The organism is Streptomyces sp. A1277, assembly GCF_004795015.1.
Lineage (GTDB): Bacteria > Actinomycetota > Actinomycetes > Streptomycetales > Streptomycetaceae > Streptomyces.
In genome coordinates this window covers 1-19,820 of record NZ_SSBI01000019.1, presented here as the reverse complement: position 1 = coordinate 19,820, position 19,820 = coordinate 1, and the positions used below count along the sequence as shown (strand labels likewise).

Below are 19,820 nucleotides of genomic sequence, written 5' to 3'. Positions count from 1 at the left end.
GCAGTCCCGTCTCACACCGTAAGACCACCGTTCATCAGCACTCCCCCGCGTACAGGAGAATTCAGGTCATGAGCAACCCCCAGCAGCTGCGGTACAGCAAGGAGCACGAGTGGCTGTCGGCCGTCGAGGACGGTGTGGCCACGGTCGGCATCACGGAGCACGCGGCCAACGCGCTCGGCGACGTCGTCTACGCCCAGCTCCCCGAGGTCGGTGACACGGTGACCGCGGGCGAGACCTGCGGTGAGCTGGAGTCGACCAAGTCGGTCAGCGACCTGTACTCGCCGGTGACCGGTGAGGTCACGGCCTCCAACCAGGACGTCGTGGACGACCCGTCACTGGTGAACTCCGCTCCGTTCGAAGGCGGCTGGCTGTTCAAGGTACGTGTCGCGGAGGAGCCGAAGGACCTGCTCTCCGCCGACGAGTACACCGAGTTCTCCGGCAACTAAAGACCCCAAGGGACCACCTGATGTCGCTTCTCAACTCCTCCCTCCACGAGCTGGACCCGGACGTCGCCGCCGCCGTCGACGCCGAGCTCCTCCGCCAGCAGTCCACGCTCGAAATGATCGCCTCGGAGAACTTCGCTCCCGTCGCCGTCATGGAGGCGCAGGGCTCCGTCCTGACCAACAAGTACGCCGAGGGCTACCCCGGCCGCCGCTACTACGGCGGCTGCGAGCACGTCGACGTGGTCGAGCAGATCGCGATCGACCGCATCAAGGCGCTCTTCGGTGCCGAGGCCGCGAACGTCCAGCCGCACTCCGGTGCGCAGGCCAACGCCGCCGCGATGTTCGCGCTGCTGAAGCCGGGCGACACGATCATGGGCCTGAACCTGGCGCACGGCGGTCACCTCACCCACGGCATGAAGATCAACTTCTCCGGCAAGCTCTACAACGTGGTCCCGTACCACGTGGACGACACCGGCACCGTGGACATGGCCGAGGTCGAGCGCCTGGCCAAGGAGTCCAAGCCGCAGCTGATCGTCGCCGGCTGGTCCGCGTACCCGCGTCAGCTGGACTTCGCCGCCTTCCGCCGCATCGCGGACGAGGTCGGCGCGTACCTGATGGTCGACATGGCGCACTTCGCCGGTCTGGTCGCCGCGGGCCTGCACCCCAACCCGGTGCCGCACGCCCACGTCGTCACCACCACCACGCACAAGACCCTCGGCGGTCCGCGCGGCGGTGTGATCCTCTCCACCCAGGAGCTCGCCAAGAAGATCAACTCGGCGGTCTTCCCGGGTCAGCAGGGCGGCCCGCTGGAGCACGTGATCGCGGCCAAGGCGGTCTCGTTCAAGGTCGCGGCGGGCGAGGAGTTCAAGGAGCGCCAGCAGCGCACCCTGGACGGCGCCCGCATCCTGGCCGAGCGCCTGGTGCAGCCGGACGTCACCGAGGTGGGCGTCTCCGTCCTGTCCGGCGGCACGGACGTGCACCTGGTCCTGGTCGACCTGCGCAACTCCGAGCTGGACGGACAGCAGGCCGAGGACCGGCTCCACGAGCTGGGCATCACGGTCAACCGGAACGCCATCCCCAACGACCCGCGGCCGCCGATGGTCACCTCGGGCCTGCGGATCGGCACCCCGGCCCTGGCCACCCGCGGTTTCCAGACGGAGGACTTCACCGAGGTCGCCGAGATCATCGCCTCCGCCCTCAAGCCGTCCTACGACGCGGACGACCTGAAGGCCCGGGTCGCGAAGCTCGCCGAGAAGTTTCCGCTGTACCCCGGCCTGAAGTAGCCGGACCAGCACGTTTGCGTTTCCGGGAGGGGCACCGCGCACACTGAACAGTGAGCACGGTGCCCCATCCCTTGCCCCTTGTTCTTCGGGCCGATCCGGCCCGTACCGCACCACCCGGCGGACAACGGCGTCTACCAACCCTTAGGAGTCACCCCGTGGCCATCTCGGTCTTCGACCTGTTCTCGATCGGCATCGGCCCGTCCAGCTCCCATACGGTCGGCCCCATGCGCGCGGCCCGTATGTTCGCGCGCCGCCTGAAGAACGAGGGCCTGCTCGCCCACACCGCCTCGCTGCGCGCCGAGCTGTACGGCTCCCTCGGCGCCACCGGCCACGGCCACGGCACCCCCAAGGCGGTCCTGCTCGGCCTGGAGGGCGAGTCCCCCCGCACGGTCGACGTCGAGACCGCCGACGACCGGGTCGAGGCGATCCGCACCACCGGCCGGATCAACCTCCTCGGCATGCACGAGATCGACTTCGACGCGGACGAGCAGCTGGTCCTGCACCGCCGCAAGGCGCTCCCGTACCACGCCAACGGCATGACCGTCTTCGCGTACGACGCCGAGGGCGCCCCACTCCTGGAGAAGACGTACTACTCGGTCGGCGGCGGCTTCGTCGTGGACGAGGACGCCGTGGGCGAGGACCGGATCGTGCTCGACGACACGGTCTTGAAGTACCCCTTCCGCACCGGCGACGAGCTGCTGCGCACGGCCCGCGAGACCGGCCTGTCCATCTCCTCGCTGATGCTGGAGAACGAGCGCGCCTGGCGCACCGAGGACGAGATCCGCTCCGGCCTCCTGGACATCTGGCGCGCCATGCAGGCGTGCGTGTCGCGGGGCATGGCCCGCGAGGGCATCCTGCCCGGCGGCCTCAAGGTCCACCGCCGCGCCGCGAAGACCGCCCGCCAGCTGCGCGCGGAGGGCGACCCGCAGACCCACGCCATGGAGTGGATCACGCTCTACGCGATGGCGGTCAACGAGGAGAACGCCGCGGGCGGCCGCGTCGTCACCGCCCCGACGAACGGCGCGGCCGGCATCATCCCGGCGGTCCTGCACTACTACATGAACTTCGCGGCGGGCGGCGCCACCGAGGCCGAGAAGGACGACAGCATCGTCCGCTTCCTGCTCGCCGCCGGCGCCATCGGCATGCTGTTCAAGGAGAACGCCTCCATCTCCGGCGCCGAGGTCGGCTGCCAGGGCGAGGTCGGCTCCGCCTGCTCCATGGCCGCCGGCGCCCTCGCCGAGGTCCTGGGCGGCAGCCCCGAACAGGTCGAGAACGCCGCCGAGATCGGCATGGAACACAACCTGGGCCTGACCTGCGACCCGGTCGGCGGCCTCGTCCAGATCCCGTGCATCGAGCGCAACGGCATGGCCGCGGTGAAGGCGGTCACCGCGGCGAAGATGGCGCTGCGCGGCGACGGGAGCCACAAGGTATCCCTCGACAAGGTCATCAAGACGATGAAGGAGACCGGGGCGGACATGTCCGTCAAGTACAAGGAAACGGCCCGGGGCGGGCTCGCGGTGAACATCATCGAGTGTTAGGCAGATTGGCCCTGACCAGTGCGTTTGTATCTTTCAGCGCTGTCAGGGCCTTCCCTGCTTACGCGGCGGAAAGTCCCTGAAAACGCGCCCTGGGACAGACGTGAAAGTCCCTGAAAAGTCCCTGGGACATCCCCCTGGAAGGCGTTTTCGACCTGCGGGTTCGCGACATGTGATCAACGCCGGATGTGCCGCTCACCCACCAGCTGATGTATCAAAACGTCCCCCCACTCCCACCCAAGGGGGATCATTTCGATACGCGAACGCTGCGGAAAACCCGCGCTTGGAGCAGCGACTGGCCGGCCTCTCCCCCACATTCACGACGGCGCAGGCGCGACAGGCCCTGCTCTCCCCTCGCGATCTGGCGCACTTGGTCACGGAGGGGGAGATAGACGAACTGTCCCGTGGGGTGTACCGGCGGGCAGACGCCCCGGAAACGGCGCACGCGGATGTGCTGGCCGTGTGCGCACGGGCCCATCGCGCCGTCGTGTGCGGTGAATCCGCCCTGGCCCTGCATGAACTGATCGACGACATCCCCGCAGCAGTACACATCGCCGTGCCGCGCGGTTCACGCCGCCCGACGATTTCCTACCCGCCGACCGTGGTGGCGCAGTACGCCGCAAAGACCTTCGACCTCAGTATCGAACGGTTCGAAGCAGCCCCGGGAGAAACCATCCCCATGTACAACGCAGCTCGCAGCGTCGTCGACGCAATGCGCCACCGCAGCCGCCTCGGCGAAACCCTCGCCCTGTCCGCGCTCGGCCGCTACCTGCGCCGGAGCGGGCGCGGCGGGGTTGGCGAACTCCAGCACATCGCACGCGAGTTGGGCGCCCTCTCCGTCGTCCGCCCCGCCGTAGAGGCGGTGCTCGCCCGATGGCCGACCCCACCCGCGACACCACCGCCGGCCGCGTCTACAAGGACCTGCGCAACCTGGCGCGCCGCAACAGCCGGTCCACGGACGAGGTCATGGTCGAGTACATCCTCGAACGGTTCCTCTACCGCCTGGCCTCATCGGCCCTGGGCCGGAAGCGCTTCGTCCTCAAAGGTGGCCTGCTGCCCGCTCAGTTCGGCGCACGTCGAATGACCCGGGACGTCGATATCCTCGGTCGATCTTTCCCAGGCACAGAAACAGAGATCATCCACAGAATCGCGGCCATCGCCGCCACCGAGAGCGACGACGGCGTCGTCCCGAAAAACTCTCCACCGCCATCTCACTCGGCGACCTCAACACCCGCGACCGCGACTACGGTGACCTCTACCGCCTCCTCACCCTCAACGACCTGGACGGCCAAGAACTCACCACAGCGCTGACCGCCACCGCCACACACCGCGGCATCACTCTGAAACCCCTCAGCACCACCATCACCGACCTCGGCGAGCGCCGCCAGACCTCCTACACCGCCTGGCGCCGCCGGCAAGGCACCGCCGGCAAGGCACCGCCGCAACGAGCTACCCCGGACGCTTCACGGACGTCGTCCGGCAGGTCACCGCCTTCGCGGACACACTCCTCAACGGCGAGACTGTCACCTTCAGCGAGCTCCCGCATCGCCGATCCACGCCGGCCGGGACTCGCCGCTCACGATTCGCCCCGTACCCCTCACGCAGTTCCTCGTGAAGACCGCGCGTTCCCCCAAACGGCACCACGGTGGTCTGGCGAGGTCTACCGCAGTCCGAAATGGGCAATCCTCATATACGCGTGCGGTGTCGGCGCATCGCCCAGCCGCGACAGGGAAAGAAGCCAACGCATGCAGGAAAAATCACCATCCCAGGTCCGGGCCGATATGGCCCGGACGATGAATCCGATCTCGTTCCGCCTTCCACGTCCTCCTCGTTAACAGGCGCGCCAGGAAGCGTCCCCTTCGAGCGAAGCTCAAATCGCGCATAACACTTGTGGAGGTTTGCATCATGCATCATGGCGTACACAAGGAAGGTGCGCTGCTGCAAAGGGCAGGAGCAGCCTTTCGGCGAGTGAACAAGGGCTACTCACCGCCTGAGGAGCATGATCTCGCCGGGCACCTCGGTGCACTGGTCGCGTTCGGTGTGTACACGGCCGGCTGGGGCACGGCGGTATGTCTGCGAAGGGACGTGCTCCAGGACCGCCACCGCCCGCTCGATCTCGTATTGACGGCAGCCGCCGTGTTCCGGCTGGGCCGGCTGCTCAGCAAGGGGTCCGTCACGAGCCCGCTGCGGGCACCGTTCACACGGTACGAAGGAGCGGCGGGCCCCGCCGAAGTGAAGGAGAGTCCCCGTGGGGGCCGCATCAGGTCGACCGTAGGTGAGCTCGCTACCTGCCCCTTCTGCCTCAGCGTCTGGCTGACAACCACCTTCGCCGGCGCTCATCAGCTGTGGCCCCGCGCCACGCGCACCGTTACCGAAGCGGTCGCCGCCTTGGCGATGGCCGACGCCATGCAGCTGGGATACGACTGCCTGCTCCAGAAGAACAGCGGCTCTGACTGATGACATCGACTTCTCACGGCTTGGCCGTGGCGACTGGAGCCCGCAGGCAGGCAGTTCCTTGACGGAGGGACGCGGCGCGCAGCGAAGAGCAGGGGGAGGAAGAGGAGACACGTGATGCTCGACGAGGTCCTGGCCCGCGAACCGCTGGATGCGGAGGACCGGCGGCGCGCGACCAGCGCGCCGTCACCGTGTACGAGCCGGGGGCGTCCAGCCACGGCACATCCCAGCGCGTCACTCGTGCGGGCACGTCCAAGCGGCCCGCCATGGTCAGCCCGTCGGGATGCAGAGCCGGCAGGCTGCCGCGTCCACGGGCTGCGGCTCGGGCCGTCCGGAAGCGAGACGGTCGAGACGATTCGTGCAACTGTCCATACATCGTGCGCACGGCGGCGCGAGCGGTTCCGCCCCACCAGCGGATGCCCGCTCTCCGTCTCACCATCCGGTGTCCGGCACGGACGGATGGCGGCGTGGCGCTGCCCGCAGGCAGCGAGTGCGTCGGCTACGGCGCCGGTGACAAGGGCGTACACAGCCTTGTGGACGACGTCGATGACGAGTTCTCTGCGGGGCCAGGTGGAGGGGCCGCCCGACCGAAATGCATGGATGCGGCCGGTTGAGTTCTGCCGCGGGTGCGTCCGGTGGCGCGAGGCCCGGTATCGGCTTGGTCGGGACCGAGGAGTGCAGTGCGGGCTGTTTCCTGCGGGCGCTGTGGGTTACACGGGGTACATGAATATCTCTGGGACGCGGGACCGGTTGCTGGGCGCCTTGCATACGGTTCTGCCATCCGCGGCGGGTCCGGGGCGGCTTCTGATCGCGCTGGACCGCTTGGAGCATACCGAGCGCGTGGACCGGTTGATCGACGTGCTGCGGGCCGGTGTGCGGGCGGTGCCCATGGGCCGGGGTCGGGATGTTCTGCATGGCCGGTGGCTGGGGCATCCGGCGCATCCGCTGATGGTGCAGTTGCCGTTGGGCAGCTGGATGTCGGCAGCGGCCCTGGACTTTGTTCCGGGCCGGCAGCGGGCGGCCAGGACGTTGGTGGGAATCGGGCTGGTGGCCGCGCTCCCCGCGGCGGCGGCCGGCTGGGCGGACTGGGCGGAGCTGCGACGTCCGCAAATGCGCGTCGGCTTGGTGCACGCCGTATCCAATGCGGCTGGTGTGGCTCTCTACGGGGTCTCCCTCGCCGCCCGGGCCCGCGGCCGGTTCGCTCGCGGCCGGTTGTGGGGCCTGGGCGGGCTCGCCGCGGTGAGCGTGGGTGGTGCGTTGGGCGGCCACATGGCGTTTCGGCAGGCGTCGGGCGCCAACCACGCCGAGCATGTTCCTGAACTGGTCGGAACCGGCTGGTGGCCGGTCGGCGACCTGGCCGATTTCCCGGTCGGGACACCTCTGCGCAGCCGTTTGAACGACGAGCCGGTGGTCGTGGTGCACGAGTCGTACGGGTCGGTCCGGGTGCTGTCCGACCGGTGCAGTCACATGGGCGGGCCGCTCTCCGAGGGGGAGGTGGTTGACGGCTGCATCCGCTGCCCCTGGCACGGCAGCACCTTCCGTCTGTCGGACGGCTGGAACACTTCGGGCCCGGCCACCGCGGCCCAGCCGGCGTTCGAGACCCGTATCACCGGCGCTCTCGTGGAGGCCCGGCTCCAGCACCTCGGCAAGGACGCGGCTTCCGCAGCTGCTGGGGAAGAAGACGGGCGGTAGAGCCGGTGTCCCGGGCAATCTCGGCCGAGAGGGGAACGCCACGGGTCCCCGTCCTGTGATGTCCTTCTGGGACTGCTCGGTCGCTGTGTCCTCCTATGCCGGCCCCGGCTGGTCGCGGCCGTGCTCATCGGGCCGACCGGAGCTCGGGGACGGCTCGCCGCCGTGGATGGAGTCCTGCATCGCCTCGAACCGCTCGTGGGCCTCGCGCACGTGACCGGTGCCCAGCGTGGTCAGGTCGAGCTGGTTGGCGATCAGACCCCGTAGGTATGCCTTGTCCGGCTCGAACGTGAGCACGTTGGCGACGGCGCGCACGCTTCGGCCGCTTCCCGGCCGTCGTGCCGGCCCATCGGATCGGCCGCGATGTGCAGGTGCTCCAGCTTCAGCTCCAGCTCCAGCTCCAGCTCCATGTTCAGGTGCGGCTCCCAGATCGCCTTCACCGTGGGATCGCTCTCCCGCTCCGTGAAGGAGTGGTAGAGGTAGCACTCGTTGTACTCGTGGTGGACGAGCTGCTCCCACCACGACTCACCCGGGTCGACGAGCGACTCGTAGTGCCTGACGTGCTCCTCCTCGATGAGACCGATCTGCTGGTACAGCTGCCGGGCGATCGGCTCCATGTAGGTGGGGCCGGTGTTCATGCAGAAGTTCATCGTCTGCTGCCCGGCCGACATGATCGTCAGTGCGTGGAGCCGGGAGAGCGGGTTGACGGTGTTCTTGGACGACTCCAGAGATCGGGGACCACATCCGTTCCGCGTACCCCGTACCAAGCAGCCCGTGCAGGGCATCTCCCACACCACTGGCCCAACGGCCGGACCAGCACGCCCACGCCCAGTCCTACCCCGAGGCCGTCATCTTCGACGTCAACCAGACCCTGAGCGACAGGCAACCGCTGCGAAGCGCTTGACAGTAGCAGGGGCGCCACCTGTTCGGCTTTTCAGTGCACCGGGATGTACCCGGAGGTCTACGAGTACCGCAGTGGACACCGCGGGGCCCGGTGCTCACCTTTCGGGCGACGTCGATCGGGATTTCGCCGAGTCAGGTGGGCCCCCTCCGGTGGCGGCGTGAAACGGGCGAGATTAGAAAGGTCCCGAGTCCGCATGTGCCTGTACATCAGCGTTCCTCTGGGGCAACGCCCGGAATCGAAAGGCAGTCATGACGACCGAACCGGAACCCCTTACTCGCGGCGTGCCGCCTATACCGCCTTCGCAGGAGATGAGTGAACCGGTGACGGCTGGTCCGGTGCTCGCGCTGGATGATGTCCAAAACCTCCTCCATCCGAGCGCGCCGCAAAAGCACGAAGCCTGTGCAGTGCCGGACCACGAAGTCCGCGTGAACCCCATCGGCGGCCTGGTGAAGACGGCTGTCACCGCCCGGTCGCTGGATGAGGTCATCCACCTCATCCGGATGCTGGAGGAGTCGCCGGGTGGCGAGGAAGCCGCAGGTGAGGCCCTGCGCGCGGCCGCTGTGGAACGGCCCGTGCCCGACGTCGCCGAACTGATAGCCCGGCTGTCAGAGCCACCGCAATTGCTCGCCCGGGCCGACGAGGTGATTCGTGCGGCGGCCGCGCGGCGGTCCATCGACGACATCAGCCGTCTGGTGGCCCTCCTTCACTGCCCGCCCCACAGCCCACAGACCGGGAAGGAGGCGGTGCACGCGGCTGCCACGGAACTAGCCGTCGACGAACTGGCGGAGCTCATCAGCCGACTGGAGAGCGAGCGGTTGCCGGAGGCGATTACTGCCTCGGACGCCTCGCCCGTGTCGGCAAAGGACCCGGACGAGGGGCTGGGTGAGGGGCTGGGTGAGGGCAGCCCGACCCGCGAGGTGCACGCGGGGGGTGTTCCGGCAGGCGAAGCACCGGGCGCAGCCGGGCTGCCGGGCGCCGGAGACGTACCGACCACCGAAACCTCACCCTCGCACCCCGAGCGCGCCTTCGAGCCCGCTCGCTCAAGGCCACCGTCTCCCGAGCTCGTACGGCCCAAGCCGCCGTCCCGCTCCCTCGGGTCTCTCCTCACCCGTGCGGGAGAGAAGGGCACGCCAGGCCGAACATCACTGCCTCATTGGCTTCGGTGGACGACCGCTGCCGCGCTGCTTCTCTGTGGCGCCACGCACTTCCCCCTCCACCGGGCTGACATGTCGACGAGCGCCTACGCGGTGTTGGCAAGCGTTGCAGGTCTGTGCCTCCTCCTCGCGGGCACCACTCTGTTGTCTCGAGGGCTGCCGGTGCTCGTAGCCGATGTCGTGTTCCTGGGCGCGCTGACCGCGGCGCATCTGCTCGCCACCAAGACTTCGGCCGCTACCCTCGCCTCCGCTGCGGAGACGGGCGGCGCGTTCGCGGCCCTCACAGCCATACTGGCCACCTTGATCGCTCTGCTGGCCCTGGCGGTCGCTCTCACGCCCGGCCGGGCGCCCCATGTGAGTTGAGGCCACGCAGCCTCCGGCACTGCACCTGGCGTTCAAGGTCCCCGTGGTCAGCTCGTTGAGCTGACCACGGGCTTCGTCGTTCTGCAGACAGCGAGGTGGCGTGCGCCTGCGGCTTCTACTTCTACGCATGCCTGCCCGACGGTGAAAACGCATGTTCGCATTGACGAACGCGAACGCGCGCTGCTGTGCAGAGGGGCCGGCCGGTCGAGTCGTCGCCCGCGACCGAGCACGGCGGCGGAGGCGGGGCCGCAGCGCGCTGCGAGGCGGCCTCTCCAGATCATGCCGGACGATTCCCCGGAGGCAACATTCACGCGGCTTCGGCAATGCCTGTGGTCCCCGGCGTTCTCCACACCGGAATCAAGGAGCCACGCAATGGGCCACAGAAGCGCTGGAGCCGCGCATGCCGCGCTGACCGCAGTCGGAGCCCTGCCGCTGACGGGCCTGCCCGTCGCGTTCGCCGCCGAGCCGCCCACGTCGGCGACCGGATCCGCGACCTCCGGCAAGCCGGCAGTCGCCGCCGCGGCTCCCGGGGCCGAGAAGCCGTCCGCCGCCATGCTGAGCGCGCTGCAGCGCGATCTCCACCTCACGCCCCGTCAAGTGCGCGAGCGGCTCAGTAACGAGGCGGAGGCGGGAGCACGCGCCGGCCACCTCCGGACCGCCCTGGGCAAGAGCTTCGCCGGCGCGTGGGTGCGCGGCGGGGAATCCGGAATTCCCACCGTGGCCACCACCGACGCGGCCGATGCCCCCGCCATCGAGTCCGCGGGCGCCGAGGCACAAGTCGTGCGGTACGGGCTCGGTGAACTGCGGAACGCGGCGGCGAAGCTGGACGTCGGGCGTCTCTCGCTCTCCTCCTGTGAACTGGCTGCTTATGGGAACAACAGGCGGTCGCTCACCGAGATTCGGGGCGTCACCTGAATCTCAAGGGTGCCCGCGCACTCGCCCGTGTGGAAGTCGATGGAAATTCCCTTGACCGAATTCCCGGAGGTGAAGAAGAGACGCGTCGCGCTTTCACGGAAGACGTCCAGCATCTCGGCCCCCTGATCGTTCACCCAGCGGATCCTCACCGATCTCCCCAATGCGTCGTAGGAGAAAAAGATCGATTGCCCTGCATCATCGTGCAGGGTGAGAATCCGCGCGCCGCTCTCGTCCGCATCCGGCCATTCGCCGGTGGCCTCGAAAACCTCTTCGTCGTCGGGGGTCAGGAACTCTCGGTACATATCCACCTTCCGCCGTCGCCCAACGATGGCGACTCCCGCCCATTCCCACCAGACGTGCCCACAGGGTAGTGCGGCTCGTCGGCCAACGACTTGAGTACGCGCGTGGTGACCGTCAATCCGTCGCTGCCGTTGAGGAGTCTGTCCCATTGGCCGGCAGGTCGATGTAGTCCTCGACCAATTGGCTGATGAACGTGCGCAGAGCGTCCGCCCGGTGGGGGGCCTCCTGCTGGCCGCGCAGGGCCTGATCGGCTGCCCGAAGCCGTTCCAGGGCGGCCGGTTCACCGTCTTCCACGTCGAGGATCAGGGGCTGGGTGATCAGGTCCAGACACTCGGTGAACAGCCTTCGGACGGCGGCTGTCGGTGGGTTGGGGTCGGGGTCGGTGTAGGAGGCGGTCAGGTACCGCGCGGGGTCGGAGAGGCTCCATCCGACGACACTGCCGTGCTGGACGAGGAGCGCCAGGTCCTGGGCGATGCCGATGCGGGCGTCCAGGGGCCCGTCGAGGACATCGAGGTCGCGCAGGCATGTCAGTACGGCGTCCCCGGGAGCGCGGCAGTGCACCGAGGCCATCTCGTGCCGGAAATCCCGTGCCTCGTCGGCACGAAGCCCGCCCGGACGTACGGGAGGTCGGAGCGGTACGCGGGCGCAGTCCTCGGCGGCCGCGGACCCCTCGGGCACACGGAACTCGGCCCCGACGAGCTGCCGGCCGGCTGGGGTGAACCGAAGGACGTCGGGCATGTCCCACAGACATTCCTGGCTGCCGAACGTATTCAGGAGGAACTCCTCCCGCTCAGTCACGTCCGCATAGGACACGACGCGTACTGTCCGGCCTTCGAAACGAGGGACGAGGCTCAGCGGCTCCTCCGTCACCGTCGCGCACCAGTTGCCGTCGAAGCTCAGTCTCATGGTCGACTCTGCCTCATCTGATCTGCTTTGCTGGGGTTTGAACCCGTCTCTACTCGGGATCCTGCCTTCCACGATGGCCTCGTGCGTAACCGGCCCACCGGGATCCGTAGCATTGCCACCGAGCGCCGACGCCCCGGAGCTTCCCTTGATCCCCGACGGCCCGTATGCGGTGATGACCTGGCCGGCTTCGGAGCCGGGTCCATCCGCCCGACCACAAGCGGTCCCCGGACATCGGCACCAGAAGAACCGAACGCCGCATCTCACCGACCAGCGCCCGCGGGTCCCCGACCCCGCTCCTCCGCTCGGCTATGCGCTCGGCAAGCGCTGCGCCTGATCGCTCCACGGCCCCTCCCCTCTCCCGCGAACTCACGACACCGTAGATCAGGACGCCCGACGGGACGGCCGCGGTTCTCGCCGGGCCCTGGCCGCCGCCGCGGAAATCCGGTAAGGGCCGCCTCCCCCCATTCGATAGGATGCCCATGGCCTGCAACAGAGGCACCGGCGCGCTCCGCGCGTGAGCGGTGCCGCCTCGGCAGGAATCCGACCTCGACTCCATTGCCGGGCCGCAGACGGCTCATCGCAGTAGAAATTGGGAGCATCCGACGATGACTCGACACCTGATCACCAGCGCGCTTCCCTACATCAACGGGATCAAGCACCTGGGGAACCTGGTCGGGTCGATGCTCCCGGCGGACGTGTACACGCGGTATCTGCGCCAGCGGGGCGAGGACGCCCTGTACATCTGCGCCACCGACGAGCACGGCACCCCGGCGGAGCTGGCCGCGAAGGCGGCCGGGCTGCCGGTTTCGGAGTTCTGTGCCGAGCAGCACGAGGCGCAGAAGGCGGTCTACGACGGCTTCGGGCTCGCGTTCGACTACTTCGGCCGCAGCTCCTCCGAGCAGAACCGCGAGATCACGCAGCACTTCGCGCGCAAGCTCCAGGAGAACGGGTTCATCGAGGAGCGGGCGATCCGGCAGGTCTTCTCGATCGCCGACGACCGCTTCCTGCCGGACCGCTACATCGTCGGTACGTGCCCGCACTGCGGGTACGACAAGGCCCGCGGCGACCAGTGCGAGAACTGCACCCGGGTGCTGGACCCGACCGATCTGATCGAGCCGCGCTCCGCGATCAGCGGCAGCAGCGAGCTGGAGGTCCGCGAGACCAAGCACCTCTTCCTCCTCCAGTCGAAGCTGGAGGGCGAGGTCGAGGCGTGGATCGACGCGACCAGCGACGAGTGGCCGCACCTGGCCTCCTCGATCGCCCGCAAGTGGCTCACCGAGGGTCTGCACGACCGGTCGATCACCCGTGACCTGGAGTGGGGCGTGCCGGTCCCCGCCGACACCTGGCCGGAGCTGGCGGCGGAGGGCAAGGTCTTCTACGTCTGGTTCGACGCCCCCATCGAGTACCTCGGGGCGACGAAGGAGTGGGCGGACCTGGAGCCGGAGACCCGGGACTGGAAGTCCTGGTGGTACGAGGCGTCCGACGTCCGGTACACCCAGTTCATGGCCAAGGACAACGTCCCGTTCCACACGGTGATGTTCCCGGCCATGGAGATCGGCACCCGCGAGCCGGTCAAGCGCGTCGACCACGTCAAGGCGTTCAACTGGCTGAACTACTACGGCGGGAAGTTCTCGACGTCGCAGCAGCGCGGCATCTTCTCCGACACCGCCCTCGAACTGCTGCCGGCCGACTACTGGCGCTACTTCCTGATGGCGCAGGCGCCGGAGTCGGACGACACGTCCTTCACCTGGGAGCTGTTCTCCACCTCGGTGAACAAGGACCTCGCCGACACCCTCGGCAACTTCGTCAACCGGGTGCTGTCCTTCTCGCGCAAGCGGTTCGGTGACGCCGTCCCGGCGGGCAAGGAGGCCGGGGAGGCGGAGCAGAAGCTGGGCGAGGAGATCGCGCGCCTGCTCGCCGAGTACGAGGGCCACATGGAGGCGCTCCAGTTCCGCAAGGCGGCCCAGGCCCTGCGGGCGCTGTGGAGCGCGGGCAACTCCTACCTGGAGGAGAAGGCCCCCTGGCTGGAGATCAAGACCGACCAGGAGGGCGCGGCCCTCACCCTGCGTACCGCGATGAACCTGATCCACCTGTACGCGGTCGTCTCGGAGCCGTTCATCCCGTCGTCCGCGCGGGCCATGCGCGAGGCGTTCGCCCTGGCGGACGACACGGCGACGTGGGTGAGCGCCGACGAGGCCCGCGCCCTGGCGTCCGTGCCGGCCGGGACCGCGTTCTCGGTGCCGCCGGTGCTCTTCGCCAAGATCACCGACGAGGACCTGGAGAGCTGGCGCGCGCGCTTCGGGGCCCAGTAGGGCGAAACGGCGAAGGCGGGTTCGCGCACCGGTGGCCGGTGCGCGGGCCCGCCTTCGCCGTTTCGGCGTCCCACACCTGGCCTCCCGCCCGGGTCCGTGGTCTCCTGGACCGGACGCCCCGACGACCGCGGAAGGGCTGATACGTCATGACAGCGGCACCCCCTCCGACATCCGGGCCGTCCGCCGGGCGGCCCGCCCCGCACGCCGACACCGTCCACGGGACCGTCCGGGGTGCGTACGAGCGGGGCGTCGCCGTGTTCCGGGGCATCCCGTACGCGGCGGCCCCGGTGGGCGCCCTCCGTTTCCGCCCGCCCGAGCCACCGGAGCCGTGGACCGGGGTGCGGGCGGCGGTGGACTTCGGCCCCACCGCGCCCAAACGGCCGTACGCCCCGCCGCTGGACCGGCTGCTGGCCGACCCCTCGGTGCCGGGCGAGGACTGCCTCAACCTGAACGTGTGGACGCCGTCCACCGACCGCACCGGGCTGCCCGTCCTGGTCTGGATCCACGGCGGCTCGCTGCTGCACGGCTCGTCCGTCCTGCCGCTGTACGACGGGACGGCGTTCGCCCGGGACGGTGTGGTGCTCGTGTCGCTCAACTACCGCCTGGGCATCGAGGGGTTCGGGGTCTTCCCGGACGCCCCCGCCAACCGCGGTCTCCTCGACCAGCTGGCCGCCCTCGCCTGGGTGCGGGACAACATCGCGGCGTTCGGCGGCGATCCGGACCGGGTCACGGTGTGCGGCGAGTCGGCGGGCGCCATCGGCATCGGGGCGCTGCTCACCGCTCCCCGGGCCCGGGGGCTGTTCCGGCGGGCCGTGCTGCAGAGCGGGGTACCGGACGCGGTGCCCGCGGCCGAGGGCCGCCGTACGACCGCGCTCATCGCGAAGCGGCTGGGGGTGGCGGCGACGGCCCGGGCCCTGGCCGCCGTGGACCCGGCCGCGCTGCTGGCCGCGCAGGGCGAGGTGACGGGCGGCGCTTCCCCGCTGACCGGCGGCAACGCCTTCCGGATCGTGGTGGACGGCGAACTGCTGCCCCGCGACCCGGTGGAGGCCCTGTGCGACGGGGCCGCGTCCGGCGTCGACCTGATGATGGGCTCGAACACCGAGGAGTACCGGCTCTGGTTCGTCCCCAGCGGCCTGACCGAACGGCTCTCGCGCACCAAACTCCGGCTGGCGCTGCTGAAGTTCCGGGTGCCGCGCGCCACCACCCGTACGTACCGCGCCAACCGGCCCGGGGCCACGCCCGGCGAGCTGCTCGGCGCGCTCGCCACCGACCTGCTGCTGCGGGTGCCGCTGAACCGGCTGGCCGACGCCCGCGCCGGCGCTCCCGGCTCCACCCACCTCTACGAGTTCGACTGGCCCTCCCCCGTCATGGGGCTCGGCGCCTGCCACGGGCTGGAGATCGGCTTCGTCTTCGACACCCTCGGCGGCCCCGACGCCGAGGCGCTGGCCGGGCCCGACGCCCCGCGCGAGCTGGCCGCCTCGATGCACGCGGCATGGGTGCGGTTCGCGACGTCCGGCGACCCGGGCTGGCCGGCCTGGGACACCTCGCGCCCGGTGATGCGCTTCGGTCCCGGCGCCCCGGAGCTGGTGCGCGCCCCGCGCGACGACGAGCTGCGCGGCTGGCCGCCGTACCGGTAGCGCCAGGGCCTGTCTTCAGCGGGTGCTGAGCCAGTGCGGGTCCGGGACGACGGTCAGGACGGCCGAGACCACCACGACGGCCACCAGCGCGGCCACTTCGCGGCGCGCGGCCCGCTGGGCACCGGCCGGGCCGGCCCCGTTCCGCAGCCGGCGGCGTGCGCTCAGGGCCAGGGCGCTCACCACGGCCATCAGCACCAGCTTGGCCAGCAGGGTGCGCCCGTACGCCGAGGTGAGGACGGTGTCCGCCGGCAGCCGGCGCACGGCACTGCACGTACCGGTCACCGCGAGCGCCGCGTACAGCCACGCGGCGAGGCGCGCGTACCGGGCGAGCAGCGCGCGGGCCGCGTCCGGGGCCGCCCGCCACAGCCGCGTGGTGCGCAGGACGTGGACGAGCCCGCCGGTCCACAGCGAGGCGGCGGTCAGGTGCACGACGGTCAGCGCGGCGCCCACCAGCGGGCTGTACGCCTCGGGGTGGGCCCGCAGCGCCTCCGCGCCGACGACGAGGGCGAGCGGCAGGACGGCGAGGCCGGGGCGCCTGCTCACAGCGCAACAGGCGGCGAGCGCGAAGCCGTTGGCGGTCAGGAGGAGGAGGCCGCCCTCCCGCGTCGCGTACGTCTCGACCAGGCCGAGGTCGCTGACATGGGCGAGCCGGGCGATCTGGCCCGCCGCGGCGAGGGCGCCGGCGACCGAGGCGGCCGCGGCCCAGCTGCGCGGGACGGTGTCCGGGCGGCCGGGTACGGAACGGGTGAGCGCGGCCGCGGCGAGGGCGCCCAGGTGCACGGCGAGGGCGCCGAAGAGGAGCGCCCGCAGCAGGGTCGCGGTTCCGGCGCCGGGTATGCGCAGCTCACCGGTGCCGTGGGTGGCCGCCGCCGCGCCCAGCAGGGCGGCCGCCACGGCGGGGGCCCAGGCCGCCGCCCTGACGAGGACGGCGGCGGCGGGCCGGCGGCGGGCGGGTGCCGGTGCACGGGCAGGAAGCACTGGTCCCCCTCCTTCGCCCGGCCGCCCGCCCCGTGTCAGCCCTTGTTCTGCGCGGCCCAGAACTCGTCGAAGGTCAGGAGCCCGTCGCCGTTGGCGTCGTGGGAGTTGATCACGGCCTGGGCGACCGGCTCGGTGACGTGGGGGTCACCCAGCTGAGCCATGACGCTCTTGTACTCGGCGGCCGAGATCAGCCCGTCGCCGTTCAGGTCGTACCGCTCGAAAGCCTTGCGCGCCGACTCGATGTCCGCCACGTTTCCACCCCTTCGTATGACTGTCTGACGATGGTCAGATTAACGGGCGCCCGGGGTGGCCCTCGCGGCGGCCGGTGGCCGATCATGGACGGGCCGTCCGCCGCCCGGTGGCCGGTCACCCGGAGAGGGAGGCGCGGGGCGCCGATGAGCGAGGCACTGGCCAGGATTCTGGCCGACGCGGCCGAGGGGCGGTTCCCGCCGCCGGACGGTTCCACGGCGGTGGTGGCACAGCCCAACCGCCGGGACGCCGGGGTGCTGGCGTTCACCGCGCACTCGGTGGTGTTCTTGGACGAGGACCCGGGGTGGGTGCGCGACACCCTGGCCGCGACCCCCGGCGACGCGCTCGCCGCCACGATGAATCCGCACTTCCTGGGCGCGCTGATGGCCCGGACCGGCCGCCATATGAACACGGCCGATCTGCTCACGGCCGCCCCCGCGCTGGCCGGTGCGCCGGAACTCGCGCTGCGGGAGATCGACGACCCGGAGCACCCCCGGGTGGTGCGGGCGGTGAAGTACCGCGACGAGGTGCGGGTCTGGTCAGCCGATGGCGGGGTGCTGATCCTGGGCCGGGGCGTGGCGGGCCGCTGGGAGGCCGCGATCGAGGTGGCCGAGGAGGCGCGCGGCCGCCGGCTCGGCGAGCGTCTGGCGCGGGCGGCCCGGCATCTGGTGCCGGGCCGGGTGGTGTGGGCCCAGCAGTCGCCGGGGAACGCCCGCAGTGTGCGGACGTTCCAGGCGGCTGGCTACCGGCCGGTGGGTTCGGAGGCCCTGCTGATCGCGGGGTGAGCCACCGGCCGGTGCGCGGGTTTCCGGGCCGTGCTCAGCGGAAGACGCCGGTGTGGCCGAGCGAGTAGCGGCCCGGCTGGGGGTAGACGGCGAGGCCGTGCGGGCCGCTGCCGACCGGGATGCGGGCGAGCTGCTTGCCGGTGGTGGTGTCGATCGCGTACACCTCGGCGTCGTAACGCCCGGACAGCCACAGGACCTTGCCGTCGGCCGAGACGCCGCCCATGTCCGGGCTGCCGCCGTTCGGCAGGTGCCACTTCTTCGCCAGCTTCTTGTGCGCGAAGTCGAAGACGGAGACGGAGCCCTCGCCCCGGTTGGAGATGTACATCTCCTTGGCGTCGCGGCTGACGTAGAGCCCGTGGCAGCCCTTGCCGGTCGGCAGCAGCTTCGGGGTGGTGAACTTCTCCCCGTCCAGGACCCACATGCCGTCGGCCTTCATGTCCGCGATGTAGAACGTGCCGCCGTCCGGGGAGAGCTTGACGTCCTGCGGCATGGCGCCGTCGAACGGCAGCTTCTGCTGGGCGACGACCTTCATCTTCTCGGTGTCGACCTTGAGGAGTTCGCCGGAGAACTCGCAGGAGACGATGAAGTAGCGGCCGTCGGCGGAGAAGTCGGCGTGGTTGACGCCCGCGCAGCTGACCGGCACGGCCTTGGCGGTCTTCATGGTGTGCGCGTCGCGGAAGACCAGCTCGCGGTCCATGGAGGCCATCACGATGGCGTACGTGCCGTTGGGCGTGAAGTAGAGGTTGTACGGGTCGGAGACGTCGACGGTCTTCCCCGGCTTGCCGGTCGCCGGGTCGATGGCGGTGAGGCTGTCGCCGACGTCGTTGTTGACCCAGAGCGTCTTCAGGTCCCAGGACGGCACGACGTGCTGCGGCTGCCGGCCGACCGGGATGGTCTCGATGACCTTGTACGTGGCGGGGTCGATGACCGTCACGGTGTCGGAGTTGGTGTTGGGCACGTAGACGCGGGAGGGGAAGTCCTTGACGACCGGGGAGAGCTTTCCGGGGGCGTCGGCCGCGTACACGTTCTCCGGGTCGAGCACCGGCGGCATCCCGGTGAGCCCCGGCGGTTGGGGCGGGGTGACGTGCCGGGCGCGGACGGTCGGGGTGGCGGCCTCGGACGCGGGGGTGGCGGCCGTCTTCCCGGCGGGGGTGCCGCAGCCGGTGAGCACGGCGAGCAGGACGCCGCCGAGCAGGGCGGCGGTGCGTGGGGTGGTGGGAGGCATCAGGTCAGCAGCTCCGTGGTCGTCACCGCGCGCAGTTGGCGGCGGTCGATTTCGGTGAGGAGGAGGGGCAGCGCGGCGACCGTGTCCGCGTAGCCGAAATGCATGCTCACCACCGATCCGTTGCGGATCTCACCGGCCACCTTGCGGGTGACGGCCGCGGCGCCGGGCGAGGTGAAGTCGAGGGAGTCCACGTCGTAGGACAGGACGTGGGGGTAGCCCGCCCGGACGGCGAGCCGCTGGACGAGGGGGGTGGCGTACTGGGTGCGCGAGGGGCGGAACCAGGTGCCGATGGAGCCGGTGAGCCGGCGCAGCCGCTGGGCGCAGCCGGTGATCTCCGCGTAGGCGCGGGTCTCGTCCAGCGCGGAGATGTCGATGTGGTTCTGCGTGTGGTTGCCGAGGTCGTGGCCGCCGTCGAGGATGCGGCGGGCCATCTCGGGGTGTTCGTCCAGCCAGCTGCCCACGGCGAGGACGGTGACCCTGGCGTGGGCGCGTTCGGCCTCGGCGAGCACGGTCCTGGCGATGGCGGGGTCGCCCTGGCCGTGGAAGGTGAGGGCGACGCGCGCCCGGTCGCGGGGGCCGCTGCTGATCTGCACCGGCTGCCCGGGGAAGCGGCGCGGGACGGGCGCGGGGGCGTGCGCTGCGGCGGGGGTGGCGGCGGGTGCGCTCGGCGTCGCGCGGGCGACGGGCC

At 70.4% G+C, this 19,820-nt stretch carries 18 protein-coding genes and 3 pseudogenes; 13 read left to right on the top strand and 8 right to left on the bottom strand.

Annotated elements, in window-relative coordinates:
* The first annotated feature begins 68 nt into the window (after window positions 1-68).
* The 8 genes and pseudogenes from gcvH to E6R18_RS15020 all read left to right on the top strand — a co-directional run bounded on the left by gcvH (window position 69) and on the right by E6R18_RS15020 (window position 7,407).
* Window positions 69-446 (top strand): glycine cleavage system protein GcvH, encoded by a 378-nt coding sequence (gcvH, locus tag E6R18_RS15050; RefSeq protein WP_136317403.1) that lies wholly within the window; start codon window positions 69-71, stop codon window positions 444-446.
* 20 nt (window positions 447-466) lie between these two features.
* Entirely contained in the window at window positions 467-1,726 is a 1,260-nt protein-coding gene (gene glyA / locus E6R18_RS15045; protein ID WP_136317402.1) for a serine hydroxymethyltransferase, read from the top strand.
* Between the two features lie 155 nt (window positions 1,727-1,881).
* Complete coding sequence (locus E6R18_RS15040; protein ID WP_136317401.1) at window positions 1,882-3,264, top strand: L-serine ammonia-lyase; 1,383 nt, start codon at window positions 1,882-1,884, stop codon at window positions 3,262-3,264.
* 100 nt (window positions 3,265-3,364) lie between these two features.
* Window positions 3,365-3,670: pseudogene (locus tag E6R18_RS35380) on the top strand (type IV toxin-antitoxin system AbiEi family antitoxin domain-containing protein); the annotation flags it as partial.
* Window positions 3,671-4,134: 464 nt separating this feature from the next.
* Window positions 4,135-4,572 (top strand): nucleotidyl transferase AbiEii/AbiGii toxin family protein, encoded by a 438-nt coding sequence (locus tag E6R18_RS15030; protein WP_240799740.1) that lies wholly within the window; start codon window positions 4,135-4,137, stop codon window positions 4,570-4,572.
* Complete coding sequence (locus E6R18_RS35375; protein ID WP_346764988.1) at window positions 4,470-5,096, top strand: hypothetical protein; 627 nt, start codon at window positions 4,470-4,472, stop codon at window positions 5,094-5,096. The genes E6R18_RS15030 and E6R18_RS35375 overlap by 103 nt, the downstream gene beginning before the upstream one ends.
* 70 nt (window positions 5,097-5,166) lie before the next feature.
* Window positions 5,167-5,718 carry a DUF1360 domain-containing protein gene (locus E6R18_RS15025; RefSeq protein ID WP_136317400.1) on the top strand — a complete coding sequence of 184 codons (552 nt, stop codon included), beginning with the start codon at window positions 5,167-5,169 and terminating at the stop codon, window positions 5,716-5,718.
* Between the two features lie 720 nt (window positions 5,719-6,438).
* Window positions 6,439-7,407 carry a Rieske (2Fe-2S) protein gene (locus tag E6R18_RS15020; protein ID WP_136317399.1) on the top strand — a complete coding sequence of 323 codons (969 nt, stop codon included), beginning with the start codon at window positions 6,439-6,441 and terminating at the stop codon, window positions 7,405-7,407.
* 141 nt (window positions 7,408-7,548) lie between these two features.
* On the opposite strand, the pseudogene E6R18_RS15015 reads toward E6R18_RS15020, so the two are convergent.
* Window positions 7,549-8,108 (bottom strand): annotated as a pseudogene (locus tag E6R18_RS15015) (hypothetical protein); the annotation flags it as partial.
* 448 nt (window positions 8,109-8,556) lie between these two features.
* Here E6R18_RS15015 and E6R18_RS15010 point away from each other — a divergent pair.
* Both E6R18_RS15010 and E6R18_RS15005 read left to right on the top strand, forming a co-directional pair.
* Window positions 8,557-9,825, top strand: a complete 1,269-nt coding sequence (locus E6R18_RS15010; RefSeq protein ID WP_136317398.1) for a hypothetical protein — start codon at window positions 8,557-8,559, stop codon at window positions 9,823-9,825.
* Window positions 9,826-10,197: 372 nt separating this feature from the next.
* Window positions 10,198-10,740: a hypothetical protein gene (locus tag E6R18_RS15005; protein ID WP_136317397.1), complete on the top strand. Its 543-nt coding sequence runs from the start codon at window positions 10,198-10,200 to the stop codon at window positions 10,738-10,740.
* Here E6R18_RS15005 and E6R18_RS15000 read toward each other — a convergent pair.
* From E6R18_RS15000 to E6R18_RS34865, 3 genes and pseudogenes are all read right to left on the bottom strand, one after another.
* Window positions 10,692-11,042 carry a hypothetical protein gene (locus E6R18_RS15000; protein WP_136317396.1) on the bottom strand — a complete coding sequence of 117 codons (351 nt, stop codon included), beginning with the start codon at window positions 11,040-11,042 and terminating at the stop codon, window positions 10,692-10,694. The two genes, E6R18_RS15005 and E6R18_RS15000, sit on opposite strands and share 49 nt — an antisense overlap.
* Window positions 11,043-11,154: 112 nt before the next feature.
* A complete protein-coding gene (locus tag E6R18_RS14995; protein WP_240799738.1) occupies window positions 11,155-11,838 on the bottom strand; it encodes a hypothetical protein in 684 nt (227 codons plus the stop codon).
* Between the two features lie 340 nt (window positions 11,839-12,178).
* Window positions 12,179-12,289: pseudogene (locus tag E6R18_RS34865) on the bottom strand (SseB family protein); the annotation flags it as partial.
* A gap of 262 nt (window positions 12,290-12,551) precedes the next feature.
* Here E6R18_RS34865 and metG point away from each other — a divergent pair.
* Both metG and E6R18_RS14980 read left to right on the top strand, forming a co-directional pair.
* Window positions 12,552-14,258 (top strand): methionine--tRNA ligase, encoded by a 1,707-nt coding sequence (gene metG, locus E6R18_RS14985; protein ID WP_136317394.1) that lies wholly within the window; start codon window positions 12,552-12,554, stop codon window positions 14,256-14,258.
* A 146-nt stretch (window positions 14,259-14,404) separates the two neighbouring features.
* Window positions 14,405-15,895, top strand: a complete 1,491-nt coding sequence (locus E6R18_RS14980; protein ID WP_136317393.1) for a carboxylesterase family protein — start codon at window positions 14,405-14,407, stop codon at window positions 15,893-15,895.
* A 15-nt stretch (window positions 15,896-15,910) separates the two neighbouring features.
* Here the strand turns inward: E6R18_RS14980 and E6R18_RS14975 are convergent, their stop codons facing one another.
* Window positions 15,911-16,873, bottom strand: a complete 963-nt coding sequence (locus tag E6R18_RS14975) for a CopD family protein (RefSeq protein WP_240799737.1) — start codon at window positions 16,871-16,873, stop codon at window positions 15,911-15,913.
* A gap of 35 nt (window positions 16,874-16,908) precedes the next feature.
* Window positions 16,909-17,124, bottom strand: coding sequence for an EF-hand domain-containing protein (locus tag E6R18_RS14970; protein ID WP_018550129.1), 216 nt, complete (start codon window positions 17,122-17,124; stop codon window positions 16,909-16,911).
* Window positions 17,125-17,268: 144 nt separating this feature from the next.
* Between E6R18_RS14970 and E6R18_RS14965 the strand changes: the two genes are divergently transcribed.
* Window positions 17,269-17,907: a GNAT family N-acetyltransferase gene (locus E6R18_RS14965; RefSeq protein WP_136317391.1), complete on the top strand. Its 639-nt coding sequence runs from the start codon at window positions 17,269-17,271 to the stop codon at window positions 17,905-17,907.
* Window positions 17,908-17,941: 34 nt separating this feature from the next.
* Here E6R18_RS14965 and E6R18_RS14960 read toward each other — a convergent pair whose 3' ends face one another.
* Window positions 17,942-19,132, bottom strand: a complete 1,191-nt coding sequence (locus tag E6R18_RS14960) for a YncE family protein (RefSeq protein ID WP_136317390.1) — start codon at window positions 19,130-19,132, stop codon at window positions 17,942-17,944.
* The coding region (locus E6R18_RS14955; RefSeq protein WP_136317389.1) for a polysaccharide deacetylase family protein at window positions 19,132-19,820 on the bottom strand (689 nt) is incomplete at its 5' end. The genes E6R18_RS14960 and E6R18_RS14955, both read right to left, overlap by 1 nt.

Excerpts from the sequence above, each read along its gene's own strand:
- gcvH (WP_136317403.1), top strand. The coding sequence starts at position 69 with ATGAGCAACCCCCAGCAGCTGCGGTACAGCAAGGAGCACGAGTGGCTG.
- glyA (WP_136317402.1), top strand. The coding sequence starts at position 467 with ATGTCGCTTCTCAACTCCTCCCTCCACGAGCTGGACCCGGACGTCGCC.
- E6R18_RS15030 (WP_240799740.1), top strand. The coding sequence starts at position 4,135 with ATGGCCGACCCCACCCGCGACACCACCGCCGGCCGCGTCTACAAGGAC.
- E6R18_RS15025 (WP_136317400.1), top strand. The coding sequence starts at position 5,167 with ATGCATCATGGCGTACACAAGGAAGGTGCGCTGCTGCAAAGGGCAGGA.
- E6R18_RS15020 (WP_136317399.1), top strand. The coding sequence starts at position 6,439 with ATGAATATCTCTGGGACGCGGGACCGGTTGCTGGGCGCCTTGCATACG.
- E6R18_RS15010 (WP_136317398.1), top strand. The coding sequence starts at position 8,557 with ATGACGACCGAACCGGAACCCCTTACTCGCGGCGTGCCGCCTATACCG.
- E6R18_RS15005 (WP_136317397.1), top strand. The coding sequence starts at position 10,198 with ATGGGCCACAGAAGCGCTGGAGCCGCGCATGCCGCGCTGACCGCAGTC.
- E6R18_RS15000 (WP_136317396.1), bottom strand. The coding sequence starts at position 11,042 with ATGTACCGAGAGTTCCTGACCCCCGACGACGAAGAGGTTTTCGAGGCC.
- metG (WP_136317394.1), top strand. The coding sequence starts at position 12,552 with ATGACTCGACACCTGATCACCAGCGCGCTTCCCTACATCAACGGGATC.
- E6R18_RS14980 (WP_136317393.1), top strand. The coding sequence starts at position 14,405 with ATGACAGCGGCACCCCCTCCGACATCCGGGCCGTCCGCCGGGCGGCCC.
- E6R18_RS14965 (WP_136317391.1), top strand. The coding sequence starts at position 17,269 with ATGAGCGAGGCACTGGCCAGGATTCTGGCCGACGCGGCCGAGGGGCGG.
- E6R18_RS14960 (WP_136317390.1), bottom strand. The coding sequence starts at position 19,132 with ATGCCTCCCACCACCCCACGCACCGCCGCCCTGCTCGGCGGCGTCCTG.